Origin of the sequence: Streptomyces sp. NPDC001843 (assembly GCF_042891955.1) — a bacterium.
Lineage (GTDB): Bacteria > Actinomycetota > Actinomycetes > Streptomycetales > Streptomycetaceae > Streptomyces.
The window spans coordinates 64,518-85,792 of the sequence record NZ_JBIATQ010000006.1; the positions used below are offsets into that span (position 1 = coordinate 64,518).

The 21,275-nt window shown below is 71.7% G+C and carries 22 protein-coding genes; 7 read left to right on the plus strand and 15 right to left on the minus strand.

What is annotated here, in order from left to right; genetic code table 11:
* Positions 1-19: 19 nt before the first annotated feature.
* The 3 genes from ACFYZQ_RS16820 to ACFYZQ_RS16830 all read right to left on the minus strand — a co-directional run bounded on the left by ACFYZQ_RS16820 (position 20) and on the right by ACFYZQ_RS16830 (position 2,939).
* Positions 20-1,009 carry an endonuclease/exonuclease/phosphatase family protein gene (locus ACFYZQ_RS16820; protein ID WP_389148462.1) on the minus strand — a complete coding sequence of 330 codons (990 nt, stop codon included), beginning with the start codon at positions 1,007-1,009 and terminating at the stop codon, positions 20-22.
* A 129-nt stretch (positions 1,010-1,138) separates the two neighbouring features.
* On the minus strand, positions 1,139-2,251 hold the full coding sequence (locus ACFYZQ_RS16825; RefSeq protein ID WP_389147562.1) for a sensor histidine kinase: 1,113 nt from the start codon (positions 2,249-2,251) through the stop codon (positions 1,139-1,141).
* On the minus strand, positions 2,244-2,939 hold the full coding sequence (locus tag ACFYZQ_RS16830) for a response regulator transcription factor (RefSeq protein WP_389147565.1): 696 nt from the start codon (positions 2,937-2,939) through the stop codon (positions 2,244-2,246). The genes ACFYZQ_RS16825 and ACFYZQ_RS16830 overlap by 8 nt, the downstream gene beginning before the upstream one ends.
* Before the next feature lie 217 nt (positions 2,940-3,156).
* On the opposite strand from ACFYZQ_RS16830, the gene ACFYZQ_RS16835 reads away from it, so the two are divergent.
* Positions 3,157-4,017, plus strand: coding sequence for an esterase/lipase family protein (locus ACFYZQ_RS16835; protein ID WP_389147567.1), 861 nt, complete (start codon positions 3,157-3,159; stop codon positions 4,015-4,017).
* Positions 4,018-4,185: 168 nt separating this feature from the next.
* Here the strand turns inward: ACFYZQ_RS16835 and ACFYZQ_RS16840 are convergent, their stop codons facing one another.
* Positions 4,186-4,320 carry a hypothetical protein gene (locus ACFYZQ_RS16840; RefSeq protein WP_388795074.1) on the minus strand — a complete coding sequence of 45 codons (135 nt, stop codon included), beginning with the start codon at positions 4,318-4,320 and terminating at the stop codon, positions 4,186-4,188.
* Positions 4,321-4,459: 139 nt separating this feature from the next.
* Between ACFYZQ_RS16840 and ACFYZQ_RS16845 the strand changes: the two genes are divergently transcribed.
* Positions 4,460-5,074 carry a class I SAM-dependent methyltransferase gene (locus ACFYZQ_RS16845; RefSeq protein ID WP_389147570.1) on the plus strand — a complete coding sequence of 205 codons (615 nt, stop codon included), beginning with the start codon at positions 4,460-4,462 and terminating at the stop codon, positions 5,072-5,074.
* A gap of 12 nt (positions 5,075-5,086) precedes the next feature.
* Here the strand turns inward: ACFYZQ_RS16845 and ACFYZQ_RS16850 are convergent, their stop codons facing one another.
* Positions 5,087-5,587 carry a DUF402 domain-containing protein gene (locus ACFYZQ_RS16850; RefSeq protein ID WP_389147572.1) on the minus strand — a complete coding sequence of 167 codons (501 nt, stop codon included), beginning with the start codon at positions 5,585-5,587 and terminating at the stop codon, positions 5,087-5,089.
* On the minus strand, positions 5,568-6,497 hold the full coding sequence (locus tag ACFYZQ_RS16855; protein WP_389147575.1) for a GNAT family N-acetyltransferase: 930 nt from the start codon (positions 6,495-6,497) through the stop codon (positions 5,568-5,570). The genes ACFYZQ_RS16850 and ACFYZQ_RS16855 overlap by 20 nt, the downstream gene beginning before the upstream one ends.
* Before the next feature lie 71 nt (positions 6,498-6,568).
* On the opposite strand from ACFYZQ_RS16855, the gene ACFYZQ_RS16860 reads away from it, so the two are divergent.
* Positions 6,569-6,940: a GntR family transcriptional regulator gene (locus tag ACFYZQ_RS16860; protein WP_389147578.1), complete on the plus strand. Its 372-nt coding sequence runs from the start codon at positions 6,569-6,571 to the stop codon at positions 6,938-6,940.
* A gap of 107 nt (positions 6,941-7,047) precedes the next feature.
* Here the strand turns inward: ACFYZQ_RS16860 and ACFYZQ_RS16865 are convergent, their stop codons facing one another.
* The gene (locus tag ACFYZQ_RS16865; protein ID WP_389147580.1) at positions 7,048-7,818 is read right to left on the minus strand and encodes a DUF72 domain-containing protein; all 771 of its coding nucleotides are present in this window, start codon (positions 7,816-7,818) and stop codon (positions 7,048-7,050) included.
* A gap of 15 nt (positions 7,819-7,833) precedes the next feature.
* On the minus strand, positions 7,834-8,928 hold the full coding sequence (locus ACFYZQ_RS16870) for a DUF5925 domain-containing protein (protein WP_389147582.1): 1,095 nt from the start codon (positions 8,926-8,928) through the stop codon (positions 7,834-7,836).
* A gap of 197 nt (positions 8,929-9,125) precedes the next feature.
* Between ACFYZQ_RS16870 and ACFYZQ_RS16875 the strand changes: the two genes are divergently transcribed.
* Positions 9,126-9,932, plus strand: coding sequence for an SGNH/GDSL hydrolase family protein (locus tag ACFYZQ_RS16875; RefSeq protein WP_389147585.1), 807 nt, complete (start codon positions 9,126-9,128; stop codon positions 9,930-9,932).
* Between the two features lie 3 nt (positions 9,933-9,935).
* Here the strand turns inward: ACFYZQ_RS16875 and ACFYZQ_RS16880 are convergent, their stop codons facing one another.
* The 4 genes from ACFYZQ_RS16880 to ACFYZQ_RS16895 all read right to left on the minus strand — a co-directional run bounded on the left by ACFYZQ_RS16880 (position 9,936) and on the right by ACFYZQ_RS16895 (position 16,294).
* The gene (locus tag ACFYZQ_RS16880; RefSeq protein WP_389147588.1) at positions 9,936-11,537 is read right to left on the minus strand and encodes a protein kinase; all 1,602 of its coding nucleotides are present in this window, start codon (positions 11,535-11,537) and stop codon (positions 9,936-9,938) included.
* A gap of 44 nt (positions 11,538-11,581) precedes the next feature.
* Positions 11,582-13,117: a sulfite exporter TauE/SafE family protein gene (locus ACFYZQ_RS16885; protein ID WP_389147591.1), complete on the minus strand. Its 1,536-nt coding sequence runs from the start codon at positions 13,115-13,117 to the stop codon at positions 11,582-11,584.
* Positions 13,114-14,643, minus strand: a complete 1,530-nt coding sequence (locus tag ACFYZQ_RS16890; protein ID WP_389147594.1) for a tetratricopeptide repeat protein — start codon at positions 14,641-14,643, stop codon at positions 13,114-13,116. The genes ACFYZQ_RS16885 and ACFYZQ_RS16890 overlap by 4 nt, the downstream gene beginning before the upstream one ends.
* Before the next feature lie 112 nt (positions 14,644-14,755).
* A complete protein-coding gene (locus tag ACFYZQ_RS16895) occupies positions 14,756-16,294 on the minus strand; it encodes a DUF4331 domain-containing protein (protein WP_389147597.1) in 1,539 nt (512 codons plus the stop codon).
* 206 nt (positions 16,295-16,500) lie between these two features.
* Between ACFYZQ_RS16895 and ACFYZQ_RS16900 the strand changes: the two genes are divergently transcribed.
* The 3 genes from ACFYZQ_RS16900 (at position 16,501) to ACFYZQ_RS16910 (ending at position 18,258) form a co-directional block, all read left to right on the plus strand.
* Positions 16,501-17,058, plus strand: a complete 558-nt coding sequence (locus tag ACFYZQ_RS16900; protein ID WP_389147599.1) for a sigma-70 family RNA polymerase sigma factor — start codon at positions 16,501-16,503, stop codon at positions 17,056-17,058.
* A complete protein-coding gene (locus ACFYZQ_RS16905; RefSeq protein WP_389147602.1) occupies positions 17,055-17,867 on the plus strand; it encodes an anti-sigma factor domain-containing protein in 813 nt (270 codons plus the stop codon). Before ACFYZQ_RS16900 ends, ACFYZQ_RS16905 begins: the two co-directional genes overlap by 4 nt.
* A gap of 115 nt (positions 17,868-17,982) precedes the next feature.
* Positions 17,983-18,258 (plus strand): hypothetical protein, encoded by a 276-nt coding sequence (locus ACFYZQ_RS16910; protein ID WP_389147605.1) that lies wholly within the window; start codon positions 17,983-17,985, stop codon positions 18,256-18,258.
* A gap of 25 nt (positions 18,259-18,283) precedes the next feature.
* Here the strand turns inward: ACFYZQ_RS16910 and ACFYZQ_RS16915 are convergent, their stop codons facing one another.
* Genes ACFYZQ_RS16915 through ACFYZQ_RS16925 form a run of 3 tightly spaced genes read right to left on the minus strand, consistent with a single transcriptional unit; the run spans position 18,284 to position 21,243 of the window.
* Complete coding sequence (locus ACFYZQ_RS16915) at positions 18,284-19,480, minus strand: CaiB/BaiF CoA transferase family protein (RefSeq protein WP_389147608.1); 1,197 nt, start codon at positions 19,478-19,480, stop codon at positions 18,284-18,286.
* A 33-nt stretch (positions 19,481-19,513) separates the two neighbouring features.
* Positions 19,514-20,290 (minus strand): ABC transporter permease, encoded by a 777-nt coding sequence (locus ACFYZQ_RS16920; RefSeq protein WP_389147610.1) that lies wholly within the window; start codon positions 20,288-20,290, stop codon positions 19,514-19,516.
* Positions 20,287-21,243 carry an ATP-binding cassette domain-containing protein gene (locus ACFYZQ_RS16925; RefSeq protein ID WP_389147613.1) on the minus strand — a complete coding sequence of 319 codons (957 nt, stop codon included), beginning with the start codon at positions 21,241-21,243 and terminating at the stop codon, positions 20,287-20,289. The genes ACFYZQ_RS16920 and ACFYZQ_RS16925 overlap by 4 nt, the downstream gene beginning before the upstream one ends.
* Positions 21,244-21,275: the final 32 nt, after the last annotated feature.

The window sequence follows — 21,275 nt, forward strand, 5'->3', positions numbered from 1 at the left end:
GGCGGGTGCCGGGACGCGGTCACCAGCTGACGCGGGCCGCCACCGGACGGTGGTCGCTCCCGGTGGCCGGCAGCACCCACGAACTCCGCGGCTCCACGCCCCGGGTGAGGATCTGGTCGATCCGTACCATCGGGAACTTCGCCGGCCAGCTGAAGCCGAAGCCGTCCCCGGCCGCGCCCTGGGCCGAGTGCAGCCGCGAGGTGATGCCGTCGAGCGCACGGTCGTCCGTGGTGCCGTTCATGTCGCCGAGCAGCACCACCCGCTTGTTCCGCTCGGCGGCGACGGCCTTGGCGAGTGCCTCGGCGTTCCTGTCCCGGCTCGCCGTCCAGAAGCCTCCCCCGGGATTCACGCGCACGGATCCCAGATGGGCCACATACACGGCCAGTGGCCCGTGGTCGGTGGCCACCGTGGCACGCAGCGCCCGGCTGTCGGCCAGCTTGACGTCGGCCGGCTTGGAGTCCCCCAGTGGCCCGGCGTCCTGCGCGATGTCGACCGTGCGGATGTCCGACAGCGGCAGCTTGCTCCACAGCCCGACCGTGCCCGGCACGGAGTGGTACCGGTACGCCTTCGCAAGCTCCTTCTCGTACACCGGCTTCGCCTGTGCGGTGATCTCCTCCAGGGCCAGCAGGTCCGCGCCGGAGGCGGCCAGGTCGCGGGCGGTGCCGGCGGGGTCGGGGTTGTCGGCGTCGACGTTGTGGCTGACCACGGTGAGGTCGCCGCCCGCGTGCGACTTGTCGATGAGCAGCCCGCCGAAGAGGCTCACCCACGTCACGACCGGCAGCAGCAGCGCGACCACCGCGGAGGCGGACCGACGCCACAGCGCCCCGGCGAGCAGCACCGGGATGAACACGCCGAACCACGGCAGAACGTTCTCCACCAGACTGCCGATGTTCCCGATCCGGTTGGGTATCCGCGCATGCAGCAGCAGAAGTAGCCCGAGCAGCAGCGCCAGCGCCGCGAGCACCCGGCCGCGCTGCCACGGCTCCGGCTGGGAGAGGTTGCGGGCCACCCGGTGGACGACCGAGCGCTTCACGATGGCCCCGGCGGTTTCGGCGCTCACGGCGCGTCCCTCCGCTCCGACCTGCTGCCGGTCGTCCGCAACGTCTTGTCCTGCTTCGCTCACTGTTCGAGTCCTGTACTACTTGGCTGAATGCGGTGCCGGGGCGGGCAGTTGAACGGCGACACGCAGGCCGCCCTCGGCGCGCGGGGTGAGGGTGAGGGATCCGTCGTGTACGTGGACGATCCGCTGGACGATGGCCAGACCGAGGCCGACCCCGGCGTGGTCGTCGTGGATGCGTTCGGTGCCGCGCTGAAACGGTTCGGTCAGGGTCGAGACCAACTCCGGGGAGAGCTTCTCGCCGCTGTTCTCGACAGTGAGTACCGCGCTCCCGGAGCGGACGCCGGTGCGGACCCACACCGAACCGCGATCGGGCAGGTTGTGCACGATGGCGTTGTGCACGAGGTTCGTCGTCATCTGCAGCAGCAGCGCCGGCGACCCGGAAGCCGTGGCGGCGTCACTGGAGGTGTCGATGGCGACCCCACGCTTCTCGGCGAGCGGGAGCAGCGTCTCGGCGGCCTCTTCCACGAGCAGGGACAGGTCGACGGGCTCCCGGGTGAAGGCCTGCTTGTCGGCGCGGCTGAGCACCAGCAGCGCCTCGGTGAGGTCGATCGCCCGGGCGTTGACGACGCGGAGGCGGTCGATGAGCTCATCGATGTCGCGGTGTGGATCGTTGCGTGCCACGTCGAGAAGAGCCTGCGTGATCGCCAGCGGCGTGCGCAGTTCGTGCGAGGCGTTGGCGGCGAATCTCCGCTGCTCGGCGACGTGCGCTTCGAGCCGCTCCAGCATGATGTCGAAGGCGTCGGCGAGTTCGCGGAACTCGTCCCCGCGACCCGGCAGCCGGACGCGGTGGGAGAGCGATCCGTCGGTGGCCATGCGGGTGGCGTCCGTGATGCGGGTCAGCGGAGCGAGCATGCGGCCGGCGAGGATCCACCCTCCCACGAGGCCGAACACCAGCAGGAATGCCAGTACTGCGGCTGCCCTCGGAGCGAAGACGTCCAGAAGAGCGGACCGGATGGGGAAAACACCGCCACTGGGCCTGTCATCGGGGTTGTAGAGCATCGCACGGTTGGGGACGTATCTCAGGAGGAACAGCCACACCGCCCCCAGCAGCAGGGCGCCGGCCAGCATGAGGAATCCGGCGTAGCTGAGGGTGAGCTTGACGCGCACGCTGACACCGGGCTGCCTATCCACGGCTCTGCCCCTCCGGTCCGGTGCCGGGTGCGGTGTCGATGCGGTAGCCGACGCCTGGCACGGTGGCGATGACCCAGGGTTCGCCGAGCCGTTTGCGCAGGGCTGAGACGGTGATCCGTACGGCGTTGGTGAACGGGTCGGCGTTCTCGTCCCAGGCCCGCTCCAGCAGTTCCTCGGCGCTGACGACACCGCCCTCGGCGGCGACGAGGACTTCGAGTACGGCGAACTGCTTCCTCGTCAGCGCGACATGGCGGCCGTCGCGATGGACCTCCCGGCGGAACGGGTCGAGCCGCAGACCCGCGATCTCCCGCACGGGCGGTCTGCTGTGCGCACGCCTGCGGTCGAGTGCCCTGAGCCTGAGGACGAGTTCCCGGAGTTCGAACGGCTTCGTGAGGTAGTCGTCGGCGCCGAGCGCGAACCCGGTGGCCTTGTCGTCGAGACGGTCGGCAGCGGTGAGGATGAGGATCGGCATGCCACTGCCGGAGGCGACGATGCTCTTGGCGACCTCGTCACCGCTGGGCCCGGGAATGTCCCGGTCGAGGACGGCGATGTCGTACGTATTGACGCTCAGCAGCTCCAGCGCGGTGTCGCCGTCACCCGCGATGTCCGCCGCGATGGCTTCCAGGCGCAGGCCATCGCAGATGGCCTGCGCCATATAGGGCTCGTCCTCGACGATCAGCACACGCATGTTCCGAGGCTACGAGCGCGGACATATCGCCGTCGTATCGAAAACCGCGAACCGGCGGGCCGTCGACGGCCCGCCGGTTATCACTGGAAGTTTTTACTGACGCGTAACTTCACATAAGTGCTACTCATCCGTAACTTGACGAATGAACAGCATCCCGTGATCCGGATCACAGGGCGTATGGCCGTCGAACTCCCTTGAGCCGCAAGGAGATCACCCGATGCTGCCCTGGAAGAGATTGCTCAGACCCCTGGCCGCGCTGCTCCTCACCGCCGCCGTCGCCGCCGTCCCCGCCGCCACCGCCCACGCCTCCACCACGAGTCCCAGCGGATGGAACGACTACTCCTGCAAGCCCTCCGCCGCGCACCCCCGCCCCGTCGTCCTGGTCCACGGCACGCTGGGCAACTCCGTCGACAACTGGCTGTCCCTCGCGCCGTACCTGAAGGACCGCGGGTACTGCGTCTACTCCCTCGACTACGGCCAGCTGTCCGGCGTCCCCGTCTTCTACGGTCTCGGCCCCATCGACAAGTCGGCACAGCAGCTGTCCGCGTTCGTCGACAAGGTGCTCGCCGCCACCGGCGCCGCCAAGGCCGACCTGGTCGGCCACTCGCAGGGCGGCATGATGCCCCGCTACTACCTGAGGTTCCTCGGCGGAGCCGCCAAGGTGAACGCCCTCGTCGGCATCGCCCCCGACAACCACGGCACCACGCTGAGCGGCCTGACCAACCTGCTGCCGTACTTCCCCGGCGCCGAGGACCTGCTCAAGGCCACCACCCCCGGCCTCGCCGACCAGATCGCCGGATCCGACTTCCTCACCAAGCTCAACGCGGGCGGCGACACCGTCCCCGGAGTGCGGTACACGGTGCTCGCCACCAAGTACGACGAGGTGGCCACTCCTTGGCGCACCCAGTATCTGAGCGGGTCGGACGTCACCAACGTCCTGCTGCAGGACCTGTGCCCGCTCGACCTCTCCGAACACGTGGCGATCGGGCTCTTCGACCGCATCGCCTTCCACGAGGTGGCCAACGCCCTCGACCCGGCCCACGCCACCGCAACCACCTGCGCGTCGGCGTTCAGCTGACCGTCGCCGGGGCCCGTCCGGCCTGAGCCGCCGGACAGGCCCCGTCAAGGACCTGACCAGCACCAGCAAACCGTGGAACCGCCGGCTCGTGGCGGTTCCCGGGGATCTTTATGGTGGCGTTAAGGGAGGGATCAGACCGGCATCAGGTATCCGGCGTGCGCACGCCGGTCAGCCGTTCGGCCACCATGTCCGCGCGATGTCCTTGCGCACCTCCGGGCGGCCCGCGGGGAGTTCCTCGGTCTCCTCGCGGACGCGGCGGGCGTCCGTCCTCTTCAGGGGCTTGTGCACGGTTACGCGGCGCATGGCTGCCTCCTTCAGTGCCTACCGGGTTCCCTGATGTCAGGGAGGCAGACGCTTTCGGCGAGAGTTCCTCATCGGTTCGGGTCTGTCAGTGGCGGCTGTCACGATTCGGATGTCAGTGGTGGGTGTCACTCTTTGCGGCATGGCAAACAACAGTGGTCGAGCGATCGCGGTGAGTGTCGACTGGGACGCCGAGGCCGCGGGCTTCGACGAGGAACCGGACCACGGCCTGCGCGACCCGGAGGTGCGTGCCGCCTGGGCCGCCCGGCTCGGGACATGGCTGCCCGACCGCCCCGCCGACGTCCTCGACCTCGGCTGCGGCACCGGCAGCCTGGCCCTTCTCGCCGCCGAGCGGGGGCACCGCGTCACCGGAGTCGACCTCTCCCCGCCGATGGTGGAACTGGCCCGGGCCAAACTCGCCGGCCGTGACGCGGTCTTCCTGGTGGGCGACGCGGCGGCACCCCCGGTCGGGGAGCGGCGCTTCGACGTCGTGCTGGTACGGCACGTGCTGTGGGCGCTGCCCGACCCGGCCCGCGTCCTGCGCGACTGGCGCGGACTGCTGCGGCCGGGAGGGCGGTTCGTACTGGTGGAGGGTGTGTGGGGGACGGTCTCACCGGTGGGCATAGCCGCGGACCGGCTCGTCGGCCTCCTGGAGGCGGTCGCCGGGGAGGCGCGCGTGGAGCGGCTGTCGGACGACATGGCGCTGTGGGGCAAGACCGTGGACGACGAGCGGTACGCGGTGGTGGCGAGGGTCTGAGCGAGGCCCGCGTCAGGTCAGCAGGGTGCCGAAGCCGTCACCGCGGGCCAGGGCCTCCAGTTCGTCGAGCGCCGCCAAGGCCGCCGCGGCGGCCTGCGGGTCGCTCTCCGCCAGGCCGCTCTCGGCGAACTCGTCCTCGTCCAGCCGTCGTACGTCGCCGCCGTCGGCGGAGCGCCACAGGTCCAGGTCGAGGTCCTCGACGACCAGCTCGGTGCCGGTCAGGACCGCCGGGCGGGTGATGTCGCAGTACCACCCCTTCAGGGTGTCGTCGGCGGCACGCACCTCCTTCACGGAGTACCACCGGTCGCGCCAGTAGTGCTCGGTGAAGAGGTCACCCGGCTCGAAGCGTACGAAGCCGAAGTCGCGGACCCCGGCGCCGGCCCACGGGGCCCGCACGGTGACCCGGGTGCCGTCGTCCCCCATGAGCGCACTGTCGTAACGGATCTTCGTCCGGCCGCCCTTGACCAGGACGACCTCCACCACGGTCGCCCCGTCAGCCGAGTCCGCGGACATAGCGCACCTCCGTCGCGCAGACCTCGTACCCGAACCACTTGTTGGTCGCCAGCATCGGGCCGTTACCCGTGTCATTGCCGGTGAACGCCTCGGTGAACCCGGCCGCGCGGGCCCGGTGCAGGGAGTCGTTCTTGGCCAGCTTGGCCAGGCCCCGGCCGCGGTAGGCACGCGCGGTGCCGGTCATGGCGGTGCCGTAGCGGGTGCCGCCGTCCGTGCGGGCCACGCTGAAGGCGGCGGGGCGGCCGTCCACCACGGCCACCGAGGTCAGTTCGTGGCTGACCAGCGGGTGGTTCCAGGTCTCGACGAGCCAGGCCTCGTAGTCCGTGAACTCGTAGGCGATGTCGCTCGGCTCGTCGGACATCGTCTCCGCGTCCAGCTCGAACAGCGGGCGCGGATCGGCCGCGAAGTCGGCTCCGGTACGGAGTTCGACGCCCGGCGGGAGTTCGGCGAGCGGCGGCAGGGTGCCGTTCGCCAGGTCCAGCCGGAGGAAGTGGGCGGAGCGACTTGCCTTGTAGCCGTGCCGCTCGGCGAAGACGCGGTTGCCGGGCTCGTCCAGCACCCAGGCGAACACCTTCTTCGCCCCGTGCTCGGCCAGGTGCCGCTCGGCGGCGCGGACCAGGAGCGAACCGGCGCCGCGGCGGGTCCGCTCGGGGTGGATGTACACGTTCAGGTAGCCCATGCCGGGATCCGGGCTGTCGTGGACGATGCCGAGCTGGGCCGAACCGATGATCTCGCCGCCCTCCTCGGCGACCAGGGGCCGGTAGTGGCTCTCGGGGTGCGCGTGGGTGAGGTCGTGGACCAGGGAGTCGGGGGTGATCAGGAAAAAGGGGAGGGCGAGCATCCGGACGCGGGCGAAGCCCTCCACGTCGGTCCGGGCGTCTGGACGCAGGTCGCGCACGATCACTGTCATGGAGCCGCACGGTATGCGGCCACCGTGCCCGGATGCCTCTTATTTTCCGGCGGGTACGGGACAATCGGCCCGTGACCTTGAAGATCCACATCGACGACAGCGCGCCGCCGTACGAGCAGGTGCGGGCGCAGATCTCCGAGCAGGCCCGGTCCGGTGAACTACCGGTGGGGTACCGGCTGCCGACCGTGCGCGGGCTGGCCGAGTCGCTGGGGCTCGCGGTGAACACGGTGGCCAAGGCGTACCGGGCGTTGGAGACGGACGGGGTGATCGAGACGCGGGGCCGCAACGGGACGTTCGTCGCTGCCGCGGGCTCGGCGGCGGTGCGTGAGGCGGCGGCTGCGGCCCAGGCTTACGCCGAGCGGGTGCGGCGGCTCGGGCTGGACGAGGGGGCGGCGCTCGACGCCGTGCGGGATGCACTGCGTGCGGCTTACGGGGAGGGATGAGGGGAGTTCGGCACCTCCCCCCTGCCTTGAGGGCGTGGGGGGACCCCCAGACGCGCGGTTGTGGCTGAGCGCCGTCGCGGCGGAGAGAGATTCGCGGCCCGGAGCCGTCAGCGGCGTGCCGTCGGCTCCGGCGTGCGGGTCACCGTCAGGCCCGCTCTCGTCGCCGCCCTGCCGAAGACCGTCGCGTCCGCCACCGCCGCGCCGCCCGGGTCGTTGTTGAAGTAGGCGTAGACGTCGAGGACATCGGGCCAGGTGGTCGCGATGCGGTCGACCCATGTCTCCAGGGAGCGCCGACCGTAGCGCGGCCACGGCCGGGCGCGGCCCTGGTGGAAGCGGACGTACCCCCAGTCGGCGGTGCGCCAGAGCGGTGCCACCGGGCGGGCCAGGACGTCGGCCCAGCACAGGGCGGCACCCCGCGACTCCAGGACCTTGCGCGTCTCGGGCGTCCACCAGGAGTCGTGGCGCGGCTCGACCGCGACCCGCGTGGTGGACGGGAAGCAGGCCAGACAGGCGTCGAGCAGCGGCGGGTCCGCGCGCAGGGTCGGCGGGAGCTGGAGCAGCACCGGCCCCAGGCGGCCGCCGAGGCCCGCCGCGTGGGTCATCAGACGGTGGACCGGTTCCTCCGGGTCCTTGAGGCGCTTGATGTGGGTCAGGTAGCGGCTGGCCTTGACCGCCACCACGAAGTCCGGCGGGACCCTAACCCGCCAGGAGGCGAAGGTGTCGTACGACGGCAGCCGGTAGAACGCGTTGTTGATCTCCACCGTGGCGAAGAGCCGCGTGTACTCCTCCAGCCACAGCCGCGCCGGCACCCCGGCCGGGTACACGAGCTCCCGCCAGTCCTTGTACTGCCATCCCGAGGTGCCGACGAACAGGGTCATAACCTCATCAAAGCACTACAGGTACAGCCCCGCGTCCGCCCCGTCCCGTGCCCCCGGGACCGACGTCGGCGACGTGCCCCGGCGCAGCGCGTACAGCTCCGCCAGTGTCGCCCCGTCCCGACCCACCCCCTCCTCGGTGCCCAGCCAGGCCACCGCCTCCGGCCGGGTCAGCCTGCCGACCTCGATGCGGGCCAGGCAGCGGCCGGGCCGGACCACCGCGGGGTGCAGTCGCTCCAGGTCCTCGTTGGTGGTGACGCCGACCAGGACGTTGCGGCCCTGGCCGAGCAGACCGTCGGTCAGGTTCAGCAGACGGGACAGGGCCTGGCCCGCGGTGTGCTTGGCCTCGCCGCGGATCAGTTCGTCGCAGTCCTCCAGCAGGAGCAGCCGCCAGCGGCCCTTGCCCGCCGCGTCCTCCTCGCCGATCGCGATGTCCATCAGATAGCCGACGTCGGAGAACAGCCGCTCGGGGTCGAGCACGCAGTCCACCTGGCACCAGTCCCGCCAGGAGCGGGCGAGCGTACGCAGCGCCGAGGTCTTCCCGGTGCCGGGCGGGCCGTGGAGCAGCAGCAGGCGGCCCGAGATGTCCTCGGGGGTGGTCTTCATCAGGCGGTCCATGGCCTCCGCCACCGGTGCGGTGTAGTTGACGCGGACCTCCTCCCAGGTGCCCGCGGAGATCTGACGGGTGGTCCGGTGCGGGCCGCGCCTCGGGGAGACGTACCAGAAGCCCATCGTCACGTTCTCCGGCTGCGGCTCGGGCTCGTCGGCCGCGCCGTCCGTCGCCTCGTTCAGCACCTGCGCGGCCAGTTCCGCCGTGGTCGCGGTGACGGTGACGTCCGCGCCCCGGTTCCAGCGGGAGACCAGCAGGGTCCAGCCGTCGCCCTCGGCGAGGGTCGCGCTGCGGTCGTCGTCCCGGGCGACGCGCAGAACACGGGCGCCGCGCGGCAGCAGGCTCACGCCGGAGCGGACCCGGTCGATGTTGGCCGCGTGCGCGTACGGCTGCTCGCCCGTCGCGAAGCGGCCGAGGAACAGCGCGTCGACGACGTCGGACGGCGAGTCGGAGTCGTCGACGTTGAGCCGGATCGGCAGAGCGTCGTGTGGGTTCGCAGACATGCCGCCATGATCCGGCACGGGACCGTCCGGCGCACCCGGTTTCCGCCGTGCCGCCCCGTTCTGCCTACGAGGTGACGACCAGTCGTCCATGTTGGCATGCGCATGAAAAGCGAACAAATTTTTGGCATGGACACTTCCCGTCAACACGCGTAGTTGCTACGACAGTTACGGCAGAGATCCTGCTAAAGGGAGGTTCCATGAGACGTTCCCGATTCACGGCATTCGCGACCTCACTCCTCCTCGCCACCGGCCTCGCCCTCACCGGGGCCGCCACGGCGCAGGCGTCCCCCCTCGCCGCGACCGGCGGTTACGTGGCGCTCGGCGACTCCTACTCCTCCGGAGTGGGTTCGGGCAGCTACATCAGTTCCAGCGGCAGTTGTGACCGCAGCACCAAGGCGTACCCGTACCTGTGGAACGCCGCGCACGCCCCGTCCTCGTTCGCCTTCAACGCCTGTTCGGGTGCCAAGACGGGCGATGTCCTGAACAACCAGCTGGGCTCGCTCAACTCCTCCACCAGCCTGGTCTCCATCACCATCGGCGGCAACGACGCGGGGTTCGCCGATGTCATGACGACCTGTGTGACCGGGTCCGACAGCACCTGCCTGGCCAAGCTCGACTCCGCGAAGGCGTACGTCGACTCGACGCTGCCCGGCAAGCTGGACAGCGTCTACTCCGCGATCAGCGCCAAGGCCCCGTCCGCCCATGTGGTCGTGCTCGGCTACCCGCGCTTCTACAAGCTCGGGACGACGTGCGTCGGCCTCTCCGACACCAAGCGCGCCGCGATCAACGACGCGTCCGACTACCTGAACAGCGCCGTCCAGAAGCGCGCCCTGGACCACGGCTTCGTCTTCGGCGACGTCCGCACCCCGTTCACCGGCCACGAGATCTGCTCCGGCAGCTCCTGGCTGCACAGCCTCGACTGGCTGGACATCGGTGAGTCGTACCACCCGACCGCGTCCGGCCAGTCCGGCGGTTACCTGCCCGTGTTCACGGGTGCCGCCTGACCGTCAGGGAGATGCCGAAGGCGAGGAGGAGGCCCCGTCCGACGGGGTCTCCGTCGTCGCGCAGGTCACCGAGAACGGCACCTGGTCGGAGGTCGTACGCACCGGGCCGCGCACCTCGACGCCGATCGCGTTCTCGGTCGTCCCGCCCTGCGAATACGTCGTCACCACAACCCTGTCCTGCTTCGACTTCGCCCCGCCCGCCGGGAAGGACAGCGTCTTCCAGCCCGAGTCGGAGACCGAACCGTTCTTCGCCACCCACCGGTACTGGACCTGAGCGGGCAGCCGGCCCACCGTGAACGTCGCCGTGAACGAGGGCGCCTGCGCGCTCGGCGGCGGACAGCTCCCGGAGTACTCCGTGTGCGCCCCCGTCAGGGTGACGTGCACGGACTGGGCCGGGGCCGAAGTGGCCGGTCTGCTGCTCGGCGAGGGCGGTGGCGCACCCGTGTCCGAGTCGGTGGTGCGGGTCCGGGTCGGTGAGCTGAGGCTGCTTCCCTTGTCGGTGCTCGCGCCACCGCTGGTCCTGTCCCGCGTGCCGTCGTGGTGGAGCAGTGCGTACGTCAGTCCGGCCAGCGCCAGCGCCACGGCGACCAGCCCCGCGACCACGACGACGGCGGCACGCCGGTTCGGCTCCCTCCGCTCGGCCCTGGTCGTCGCGGTCGGCGTCGGAACGGGCCCGCCCCGCACCGGCCCCGGGGGCGTGGGGGACGACGGCTGCAGCGGACGGGTCGGGGCCGTCGGCGCGTACGACCCCATGGGCACGGAGCCCGCACGCGGCGTACCGCCCGCCGCGACCAGCCGCAGGTCCTGCTCGGCCGTTTCGGCGGGCAGCCGCTCGGCCGGATCCTTGCGCAGCAGCCCCTCGATGACGGGGGTGAGCGGCCCGGCCCGGCGCGGTGGCGGCAACTCCTCGTCGACGACCGCGCGCAGGGTGCTCAGCGGCGTGTCCTGGCGGAACGGCGAGCTGCCCTCGACGGCCGCGTACAGCAGAACGCCCAGGGACCACAGGTCCGACTCGGGGCCGGGCGTCCGTCCGAGCGCCCGCTCGGGGGCGAGGTACTCGGGCGAGCCGATCACCTCGCCGGTCATGGTCAGCGCGGAGCTGCCCTCGACCGTGGCGATGCCGAAGTCGGTGAGCACCACCCGCCCGTCGTTCGCCAGGAGCACGTTGGCGGGCTTCACGTCCCGGTGCAGCACCCCGGCCGCGTGGGCGGAGCGCAGCGCGGCCAGCACCTCCGCGCCGATGTGCGCGGCACGCTGCGGCGGAAGCGGTCCCTCCGCCTCCAACTGGTCGGCGAGGGACATCCCGCGCACCAGCTCCATGACGATCCAGGGCCGGCCGCCCTCCATCGCCACGTCGTACACCGTGACCACGTTGTGGTTCGCGACCCGCGCCGCCGCCCAGGCCTCGCGCTCCAGCCGGGCGTACAGCCGCTCGACGTCCGCACCGGGCAGCCCGGCCGGGGCCCGTACCTCCTTGACGGCGACCTCACGGTTCAGCACCTCGTCGCGGGCCCGCCACACGGTTCCCATGCCGCCCTCGCCGAGCGGCGACAGCAGACGGTAGCGGCCAGCGATCACACGTTCACTGCCTGGCTGTTCGGACACGGGTGCCCCCCACGGCATCTCGCGTGATTTCTCCACAAAGTAGCTCAGCCGAGTGCTGATGCCGCCCCCTTGAGCACCAATCCGGCGCCCAGGACCAGCACGACGAACGCGGATGCCAGGGGCGTGGTCCTGCGCACCAGGGCCGCCGCGGGGCCGGCCGTCCACCGGGGGCGCCGGTTCAGCACCCGGTTCATTCCGCTACCCAGCTTGACGACGGCGAACCCGGCCGCGGTGAGCGTGAGCGCCAGCCCGACGCCGTACGCGACGACCAGCAGCAGACCGAACCACGCCTGCCCGAGGGCGGCCGCACCCACCAGCACGACGACCGCGGAGGGGCTGGGCACCAGCCCGCCCGCGAAGCCGAGCAGGATCGTGCCGCGCAGGGTGGGGGCGGTGGCGTGGGTGTGGGTGAAGCCGCCGTGGGTGTGCTCGACCGCCCCGTCGTGATGGTCGTGGTCGTGGTGGTGGTCGTGGCCGTGGCCGTGCTGATGGTCGTGGTCGCGCCCGTGGTGGTGCTCATGGGTGTGGTCGTGGCCGTGGTCGTGCTTGTGCCCCTGCTGCCGGTTGCGCAGTGCCCGGCGTACGAGGTTCGCCCCCGCGCCGGTCACCAGCAGGCCGCTCGCGATGCCCAGCCAGGCGATCACCGACGGGGTCGCGGCCGAACCAGCGGTGACGAGGAGTCCGAGGGCCACCACGCCCAGGGTGTGGGTGACCGTGACCGAGGCGGCCAGCGGGAGCACGTCCCGCATACGGGCCCGGCCGCCCCGGGCCGCCGCCGTCGCGGCCATCAGGGTCTTGCCGTGGCCCGGGGCGAGGGCGTGCATCGCGCCGAGCCCGATCGCGATGAGCAGGGCGAGGGCGGCGAAGCCGACGGTGAGGTCGTGACGGGCGACGAGGTCGTCCAGGGCGCGGGTCCACCGGTCGGCGCCGCGGGGCAGGATGGCGGAGGCGGGGGCGTCCTGGCGCTCCTCCGACAGGGCCGGCCCGCCGGGCCGTGCGCGCACGGAGGCGGTGACGGTGTCGGCCGGGGAGGAGAGCAGGTCCTTCGGATAGGCCGTGAGTTCGTGGGAGACCGAGGTCTTCGGCACGTTCGAGGCGGTGAGCGTCATCCGGTCACCGCGCGCGGTGACCTCCCGCCAGCCGGGCCCGGTGGTGACGCCCGCGCTGTGGAAGCCGAGGGCCACGGTGTCGCCCTCGGGGAGCGGGGCGGTGAACCGGCACTCCACCCGCAGGGTGTTGAGCCCGGCCTGGCCGGGGCGTAGCTTCGCGTGTGCGGTGCCGGCCGACAGGGCGGTCCTGTGGCCGTCGACGGTCAGCCTGCTGCCCTCGGCGGCCGTGGCGCACCGCTGCCGCGCCCACTCGGTCAGGCCCAGCTTCCTGATGTCGGGCTTGGCCTGGGTGGCCGGGATCTCGGCGAGGTCCTCGACGTGGTCGACGCGGAGCTGCCCGGGGGCGGCGACGAGACCGTCGTAGCGGTTGACGGTGAAGTTGCCCAGCGGGTGGGCGCTCGCGGCCGTGGCGGGCAGGAGCACGAGCGTCCCGGCGGCCAGGGCGGCGGCGAGGAGGCGGCGGGACTTCACTTGGCCGCCTCCAGTGCCTTGCGGGCCTCACGGGCACCGAGCGGGGAGAAGCCGGGGTTGAGCTTCAGGGCGGCGCTCAGGGAGGCGCGGCCGTCCTTCCGGTGGCCGGTGGCCAGTTCGATCATGCCCCGGTGGTAGAGGAAGGAGGCGTTGCGGTAGCCCGTGGCGGTGGCCTGGCGGGTGTGGCCGAGGGCCTCCTGGTCCTTGCCGTTGACGTGCAGGGCCCAGGCGAGGGCGTCCGCGGTGTGCACGGTGTGGCGGCGGGCCCACTCGGCGCGGGCGGCACGCAGGGCGGCGGCCTTGTCGCCGTGGTCGGCGGCGGCCAGCGCGGTGTCGAGGTCGGCGTTGACGCCGTTGGCCTTCGCCAGGGCGATCCAGGCGTCGACGAGGGAGTACTGGTCCCGGGCCTTCGCCTTGTCGCCGTCCCGGCCGCGCGCCTCGTACAGCTCGCCGAGTTCGACGAGCGGGCCGGGCAGCGGGTACCGCGAGACGACGAGCTCCATGCCCTTGATCGCGCCGGCCCGGTCACCGCTCGCCGCCTGGGCGCGGGCGCGGCCCTCCAGGGCGGGGAGGTAGTTCTCGTCGGCGGCCAGGGCGCGGGCGTAGTGGTGGAGCGCGGTCTCGTAGTCGCCCTGGTTCCAGGCGAGTTGGCCGAGCTGGGCGGAGACGTACGCGATGTCGCCGCGGGAGGTGGCGGTGGACAGCGCCTGCTGGAGCACCCGGCGGGCCGTCTTCACGTCGCCGCGCAGCTCGTGCACGTACGCGTACCGGGTGAACACGGGGACGCCCGGCTTGCGTGCGTCGGCCGTGTCGGCGGCCTTCGACGCCCCGTCGTACCGGCCGAGTTCGACCAGGGCGTCGATACGGGAGGACAGGGCGCGCTCGCTGTACGGGTTCTGCTTCAGGGCCCGGTCGGCGTAGGTGAGGGCCTGCGCGAACTGGTGCCGGGCGGCGGCGAGCGCCGCGAGTCCGGCGAGGGCCTGGTCGTTGTCCGGGGACAGCCGCAGCGAGCGCTTCAGGGCCTTCTCGGCCTGCGGGTACCGGGACGGGTCGCCCTTGGTCCGCGCCTGCTCGTCGTAGGCCAGCCCGAGGGTGGCCCAGCTGCCGTAGTCCTTCGGTTGGGCACGCAGATGGGCCTGGAGTGCGGCGATCGTCGAGTCGAGGTCACCGCTCGCCAGCAGCCCCGGGGAGACCGCCGTGGAGCTGGCGGCCACGGTCGCGGGCGAGCCGTCCCGCGCGGCACCGAAGGCGATCGCCCCGCCGGTCAGCGCGACCGCCAGCAGCGCCGCACACCCCGCGAGCCGAGCCGCCCGCCACTTCCGCCCGGCGGCCCCGACCCGCCGCACGGCGACGACACGCTCGTCGTCCTGGGCGCCGGCCTCCGGGGCCGGGAGCTGCGCCGCGGCGGGGGGTTCGGGTGCGGCGGCGCTCGAGTCGGCGACGGCGGAGGCACTGTCCGGCACGTCGCCCTCGGGTGCGTCCACCGGCCGGCCGGCGGGCTCGTTGTCGTTCGTGCGCGGGGACATGCCCTCTCCTGGGTCGCCTGGTCGTTCGCGGGAAAGTCATGGGGCGGCGCGGCCCGCGCCGTGGGGGAATGGATGCGCGGGCCGCGCCAGTCGGTGGGGGTGGGGCGTGGGATCAGTACCCGCGCGACATACGCCGGCGCCACCACGAGAAGCCGGTGCCGAGCACCAGGACTCCGGCCGCGCCCGCGGCCGCCGACCCGGCGATCAGGGTCGTGTTGTCGGTGCCGCCGGAGGCACCCGCCGGCTGGAGCGCGTCACCGAGCTGGCTGCGCACGTCGGCGCCGCTGGTCGTGCCCTTGGCGAGCTTGCCGCGCGAACCCGGGGTCGGCTCCGCCACGTACGGGAAGTACTTCTCGAACTTCTTGTCGTTCTCGTTGACCGCGTCGCTCAGGTCGTTCTTCGAACCGACCAGCTCGCCCTCCATGACCTGGAGGGCCTCGTCGACCACGTCGTCGGTGAGGCGACGGCCGTTCGGGAAGCCGGCGTTGTCACCGTCGAGGACGCCGAGCCGCTTGGGGTGCATGGCCGGCTTGATCGAGGTGTTGAGGCGCAGCTCCTCCGAAGGCTTCACGTACGGCGGCTGGTTGAGCCCCTTGACGCCCTTCAGGAACACGTCGACCAGGTCGTTGCGCGGCTCACTCGGAGCCTTGATCTTGTAGATCGACTCGATGAGCTTCGGCAGCTCGGGGTTGGTCACGTTCTTCAGGAACTGCCCGTCGTACGCCGGCGAGGACGCGTTGAACTTGTCCTTGTCCTTCAGCGGGTTGACGACCTCGTTGACCAGCGGGTTGCCCAGGCGCGAGACCTGCGAGTAGTAGCCCTGCGCGTTCCTGCGCTGCGTCGTCGACCAGATACCGACGATCGGCTGCTTGTCCGACTCGCGGATCAGGTCGTTGGGCACCTGCAGGGCGATGGTGTTGACGTTGTAGCCCTTGAGGGTGTCATTGCCGACCTCGGAGAGGTTGCCGCCGTACAGCAGGTCGAAGACGCGCAGGTCGAGGAAGAACGGGTCGTCCGCCTGCCCGGCGAAGGTCGCGCCGCCGTTCGCCGTCTTGTAGATCGCCTGCGAGCGCAGCTTGCCGTAGTCCGGCATCGACGCCTTGCCGACGTCCGACGGGGCCACCGGGACGCCGCTCGCGACCCTCGTCTTGTACACCTGCTTGCCGTGCTTCATCCGGATCAGGTCGATGTTGTACGACTGCGTGACGTTGAGGTCGGGGTCGTTCAAGCTGTCGACCACGCCGGTGTTGTAGAGGAACGTGTTCTCGTTCTTCCGATGTGTCTTGAAGGTGTAGCGGAAAAGCAGGTCGTCCTGCGCGTCACCGTTGTTGTCGATGTGGAGGTCGTACTGGGCGTCGTCCGCGAACGTGAAGAAGTTCGGGCCGCCGGCCGGGTCCTCCATCGGGATCCAGTTCGCGACGATCGTCGTCGTGTCGGGCTTGTCGGGGCTGACGAACGCGTACACGTCGGTGTTGTCGTACTGCGGGGTGCCCGAGATGAGCGGGGCCTCCCGGTGGCTGGAGGCGAAGGCCGCCCCGGGTGCCAGTGCGGCGGCGCCGGCGGCTGCGAGCCCACCGGCGGCCAGCGCACCACAGACGAGAGTGACAAGGCCCTTGCGCCCCGCACCGCTCCTGGAAAAGTGAGGTGTCATGCCGTCCGTCCTCAGTCCCAACTTGCTTGACGGACGGGTATACGGAGCGGAGGGCGGGTTCGGTTTGGTCTCGAGGAAAAAAACTTTTTCGAGTTTGAGACCCGCGTTTTCGGCTCCCGCATACGTAAGCCCTGCTGGAGGTGTGTCCGTTGGGCAGAACCGGTGCGACGGGAGCTGGCGTGGCGGGATGGGGGCGGTGCGGCCGCATGGCGGGCGACCGGGCGGAGGCGGACCAACTCCTGGTGCGCGTGGCGGGCGGTGACCAGATGGCGTTCGAGCGGCTCTACGGCATGGTGTCCGGGCCGCTGTACGGGCTCGTACGCCGTGTGCTGCGCGATCCCGCCCAGTCGGAGGAGGTGGCCCAGGAGGTACTGCTCGAACTCTGGCGCTCCGCCGCCCGGTTCGACCCCGCCCGGGGCAGCGCCCTGTCCTGGGTGCTCACCCTCGCCCACCGCCGCGCCGTCGACCGGGTGCGCAGCGCCCGCGCGGCCGGGGAACGCGAGCAGCGCGAGGCACTGCGGGCCACCGAGCCCGCCTTCGACCATGTCGCCGAGGAGGTCGAGGCGGGACTGGAGCGCGAGTCGGTACGGCGCTGCCTGGGCCGCCTCACCACCCTTCAGCGGCAGTCCGTCACCCTCGCCTACTACGACGGCTACACCTACCGGGAGGTGGCCGAGCGGCTCTCGCTGCCGCTGGGTACGGTGAAGACACGGATGCGTGACGGACTCACCCGGCTGCGCCAGTGCCTCGGAGGTGCCGCATGAGTCTGCTCGACCGTCTCCTCGGCCGCGAGGCACTCCACTCGCTGGCCGCGCCGTATGCCCTCGACGCCCTGGAGCCGGCCGAGCGCGTCCGCTTCGAGAAGCACCTGCGGACCTGCGACCGCTGCGGCGACGAGGTCCACCAACTGGCCGAGGACGCCGTGCGTCTGGCCTTCTCCGCCGCCGCCCCACCGCCGGCCGCGATGCGCGACCGGGTGCTGGCGGCCGTCCGCGCCACGCCGCAGGACCCGGCCCCGGCCCGGGAGCGCGCCGCTCAGCTCCCGCCGCACGTCTGGGGCGGCCAGCCTCCTCCGGCCCGCACCCGTACGCCCCGCACGCGCCCCCTGTTCGTCCCGTTCGCCACGGCCACGGCCGCCGCGGCGCTCGTCGTCGCCGGGCTCTTCGCCGTCCAGGCCGACCGGACCCAGGGGCAACTGGACGCGGCGCGTGCCCAGTCACGTGAGATCGCCCACGTTCTCTCCGCCTCCGACACCCGTGCGACCACCGGCAAGGACGAACAGGGCCGAACCATCGGAGTGATCGCTTCCGCTTCCGAGGGCCAGGCCGTCGTCACGCTCAGCGGATACGGCACTCCGCCCAGCGGACGGGTGCGTCAGCTCTGGCTCATGCGCCCCGGCGCGCAGCCGCGTTCCCTCGGGCTCTTCGACGGCGACACGCCCTTGATCGCGTCGGGTCTGGCCAAATCGGCGACATCACTCGCCGTAACCGTGGAACCCGACGGAGGGTCGGCGCAGCCCACCACCCAGCCAATTGCCCAACTCGCGTTGAATTCGGTCGGATTCGGAGAGTAATCGTCAACCTCCTTGCGGGGTAGGTGAATACTGCGACCGCGATACACGAGTGCCTCGCCGGGGCGATAGGGTTACCCTGCCCGGGCCGGGTGGACTCGTACGGGTGGGGAGTGACATGGATCAGATAACAGTGCGAAGCAGGGCGCGGATCCCTGCGATCACCTGCGGCAGCAGTGCGACCAGTTCGCGCCTGGACCGCCATCTGTCGGTGCTGGGTGGTCCCGCCATACCGCAGCGGGAGACGGTCGAGGCGACATCGCTGATGCGTGAGCTGACCGCACGTGAACCCGCCCACAAGCGCAGCGGCAGGGGTGCCCGGGTCAGCCGGGTCTCGCTCTTCGCGCCCCTGCGCCGACTGCGCCGTTCACTGTTCGGCGGCAACAGGCACTGAGCCCGGCCCGCGCTCAGGGCAGGCCCTAGGCCACCACGCCGTCCCGGCGCAACGCTGCGATCTCGTCGTCCGTCATCCCCACGGCACGCAGCAGCGCACCGGTGTGCTGCCCGAGCGCGGGCACCTCACCCATCCGTGCCTCGTCCCCGCCCGGCAGCGTGATGGGTGGCAGCAGCGCCCGCAACGGCCCGGCCGGCGAATCCACCTCGCGCCAGCGGTCCCGGGCCGCCAGCTGCGGATGCTCCGCGACCTCCCGCAGGTCCCTCAGCCGTGCACAGGCGATGCCCGCCGCCTCCAGTCGTGCCACGGCCTCGTCCGCCGTCAGCGCGCCCAGCGTCTTCCCGACCAGCTCGTCGGTACGCGCCCGGTTGGCCACCCGGGCCGCGTTCGTCGCGAACCCCGGGTCCGTGCCCAACTCGGGTCGCCCGACGACCTGTTCGGCCAGCCGCCGCCACTCCCGGTCGTTCTGCACCGACAGCAGCACCCGCCCGCCGTCCGCCGTCGGGTAGGCGTCGTACGGGGCGATGACGGCGTGTGCGAGCCCGGTGCGCGCCGGGGGAGTGCCGCCGTGCATCGAGTGGTGCAGCGGGTGCCCCATCCACTCGGCGAGCGCGTCCAGCATGGACACCTCCACCGGCCCGCCGCGCCCGGTCGTCCCCCGCCGTACCAGCGCCGCCAGCACTCCCGAGAAGGCGTACATGGCCGCCGCGATGTCCGCGGCCGGAATCCCGGCCTTCACCGGCCGCTCCGGTGTCCCCGTCACCGACACCAGGCCCGCCTCGCACTGCACGAGCATGTCGTACGCCCGCTTGTCCGCGTACGGCCCCGACGCCCCGTACCCCGAGATGTCGACCGCGACCAGCCGGGGGTGGGCCGCGCACAGGGTGGCCGCGTCGAGGCCGAGGCGGGCCGCCGCGCCATGGGCGAGGTTCTGGACGAACACGTCCGCGTCCCCGACGAGCCGCCGTACGAGGTCCAGGCCGCGCGGGTCCTTCAGGTCCAGTGCGATGGACTCCTTGCCGCGGTTGCACCACACGAAGTGCGAGGCCAGCCCGTGTGCCGCGGTGTCGTAGCCGCGCGCGAAGTCGCCGCCGTCGACCCGCTCCACCTTGATGACCCGGGCGCCCAGGTCGGCGAGCTGCCGGGTCGCGAAGGGTGCGGCCACGGCCTGTTCGACGGCGACGACGGTGATGCCCTCCAGGGGCAGCGGGAGACGGTCCATGGAGGGGATCATCGCCCCTGACCGGCGGCTCTGTCAGCCGTGCGCGTAGCGGCGGACCGCGAGCGGCGCGAAGAGAGCGAGCAGCACGGCGCACCACGCGAGTGACCCCGCGACCGGATGCGCCACGGGCCAGGCCGCGCCCACGGGTACGGGCGCGTTCCCGAACAGGTCCCGCAGCGCCGTGGTCACCGCGCTGATCGGGTTCCACTCGGCGAGCGCGCGCAGCCAGCCGGGCATGCCGTCGGTGGGAATGTACGCATTGGACATCAGCGGCAGCACATAGGTCATGCTGGCGAGCTGTCCGCCCGCCTCCTCGTTGCGGCTGAGCATGCCGAGCAGGATTCCCACCCAGGTCGCCGCGAAGCGGAAGAGCAGCAGCAGCGCGATCGCACCGGCCGCGTCGAGCGCCGAGCCGTTGATCCGCCAGCCCACGGCCAGTCCGACCAGCAGCAGCGGCACCGTCCCGACGGCCGTGACCAGCAGGTCGGCGGCCGCCTGGCCGAGCGGCACGGCCGCCCGGCTCGTCGGCATCGTGCGGAAGCGGTCCATCACGCCCCGGTGTGTGTCCTGGGCGGACTGGATCATGCCGGTGGTGATCCCGCCCGCGGCCGTCGCCACCAGCAGCCCCGGCACGAGGAAGGAGCGGTACTCCTGTCCCGGCATCGCGACCGCGCTGCCGAAGACGTACCCGAAGAAGAGCAGCATGGTGATCGGAGCGGTCTGGGTCAGCACCACCAGCCCTGGGTTGTTGCGCATCCGCCGCAGCTGTCGGCCCATCATCGCGGTGCCGTCGTACGCCAACGTGCTCATGCCGCACGCTCCTTGTCGTCGCCCTGGGTGCCGGTCAGTCGCAGGAACACGTCGTCGAGGGTCGGCGGTCGGATGCTCGCGTCCAGCAACGGCACGCCGGCCGCGTCGAGTTGGCGTACCAGTCGCGGAAGGGTGAGCGTGGAGTCCCGGGTGACCGCGCCGACGGCGTTGCGGTCGCGGTCGAACGACGGCTCGCCGCCGGTAAGCCGGTCCAGCACGGCGGCGGCCTTCGCCATCACGTCCGGGCCGGCCACGACGACCTCGGCGTACGCCCCGACGAGCGACTTCAGCTCGTTCGGCGACCCCGTGTGCTCGACCCGGCCGCGGTTCACCAGGGCGATGCCGTCGGCGAGCCGGTCGGCCTCCTCCAGGTATTGCGTCGTCAGCAGCACGGTCGTGCCCTCGGCCGTCAGTTCCCGCACGGCGTCCCAGATCCGGTTGCGGCTCGCCGGGTCCAGGCCGGTGGTCGGCTCGTCGAGGAAGAGGACCTCGGGGCGCCGTACGAGACTCGCCGCCAGGTCCAGCCGGCGCCGCATGCCACCCGAGTAGGTGCTCGTGAGCCGGTCGGCGGCCTCGGTCAGACCGAACCGTTCCAGCAGTTCACCGGCCGCCGCGTTCGCATTGCGCACCCGGTGCAGCCGGGCGAACAGTCGCAGGTTCTCGCGGCCGGTCAGGTCACCGTCGACCGAGGCGTACTGCCCGGTCACGCCGATCTTCCGGCGTACTTCAGCAGCTTCCCGCACCAGGTCGTGCCCGGCGACACGAGCCGAACCGGCGTCAGGCCGCAGCAGCGTCGTCAACAGGCGCACCGCGGTCGTCTTGCCCGCGCCGTTGGGCCCGAGGACCCCGCAGACGGTGCCCTCCGCCACCGCGAGATCGAGCCCGCGCAGGGCGTGGACATCGCCGAAGCGCTTCTCCAGGCCCTCACTAAGTACAGCGTACGTAGAGGTCATGGCATGACCATAGCGCACTACGTACGCCGTAC

What these genes read in the sequence shown, in the direction of transcription:
- ACFYZQ_RS16840 (WP_388795074.1), bottom strand. Translation starts at nt 4,320, where the DNA reads ATGCGCCGCGTAACCGTGCACAAGCCCCTGAAGAGGACGGACGCCCGC.
- ACFYZQ_RS16830 (WP_389147565.1), bottom strand. Translation starts at nt 2,939, where the DNA reads ATGCGTGTGCTGATCGTCGAGGACGAGCCCTATATGGCGCAGGCCATC.
- ACFYZQ_RS16870 (WP_389147582.1), bottom strand. Translation starts at nt 8,928, where the DNA reads ATGTCTGCGAACCCACACGACGCTCTGCCGATCCGGCTCAACGTCGAC.
- ACFYZQ_RS16855 (WP_389147575.1), bottom strand. Translation starts at nt 6,497, where the DNA reads ATGACAGTGATCGTGCGCGACCTGCGTCCAGACGCCCGGACCGACGTG.
- ACFYZQ_RS16845 (WP_389147570.1), top strand. Translation starts at nt 4,460, where the DNA reads ATGGCAAACAACAGTGGTCGAGCGATCGCGGTGAGTGTCGACTGGGAC.
- ACFYZQ_RS16850 (WP_389147572.1), bottom strand. Translation starts at nt 5,587, where the DNA reads ATGTCCGCGGACTCGGCTGACGGGGCGACCGTGGTGGAGGTCGTCCTG.
- ACFYZQ_RS16875 (WP_389147585.1), top strand. Translation starts at nt 9,126, where the DNA reads ATGAGACGTTCCCGATTCACGGCATTCGCGACCTCACTCCTCCTCGCC.
- ACFYZQ_RS16920 (WP_389147610.1), bottom strand. Translation starts at nt 20,290, where the DNA reads ATGAGCACGTTGGCGTACGACGGCACCGCGATGATGGGCCGACAGCTG.
- ACFYZQ_RS16895 (WP_389147597.1), bottom strand. Translation starts at nt 16,294, where the DNA reads ATGACACCTCACTTTTCCAGGAGCGGTGCGGGGCGCAAGGGCCTTGTC.
- ACFYZQ_RS16910 (WP_389147605.1), top strand. Translation starts at nt 17,983, where the DNA reads ATGGATCAGATAACAGTGCGAAGCAGGGCGCGGATCCCTGCGATCACC.
- ACFYZQ_RS16900 (WP_389147599.1), top strand. Translation starts at nt 16,501, where the DNA reads ATGGCGGGCGACCGGGCGGAGGCGGACCAACTCCTGGTGCGCGTGGCG.
- ACFYZQ_RS16905 (WP_389147602.1), top strand. Translation starts at nt 17,055, where the DNA reads ATGAGTCTGCTCGACCGTCTCCTCGGCCGCGAGGCACTCCACTCGCTG.
- ACFYZQ_RS16890 (WP_389147594.1), bottom strand. Translation starts at nt 14,643, where the DNA reads ATGTCCCCGCGCACGAACGACAACGAGCCCGCCGGCCGGCCGGTGGAC.
- ACFYZQ_RS16925 (WP_389147613.1), bottom strand. Translation starts at nt 21,243, where the DNA reads ATGACCTCTACGTACGCTGTACTTAGTGAGGGCCTGGAGAAGCGCTTC.
- ACFYZQ_RS16835 (WP_389147567.1), top strand. Translation starts at nt 3,157, where the DNA reads ATGCTGCCCTGGAAGAGATTGCTCAGACCCCTGGCCGCGCTGCTCCTC.
- ACFYZQ_RS16865 (WP_389147580.1), bottom strand. Translation starts at nt 7,818, where the DNA reads ATGACCCTGTTCGTCGGCACCTCGGGATGGCAGTACAAGGACTGGCGG.
- ACFYZQ_RS16915 (WP_389147608.1), bottom strand. Translation starts at nt 19,480, where the DNA reads ATGGACCGTCTCCCGCTGCCCCTGGAGGGCATCACCGTCGTCGCCGTC.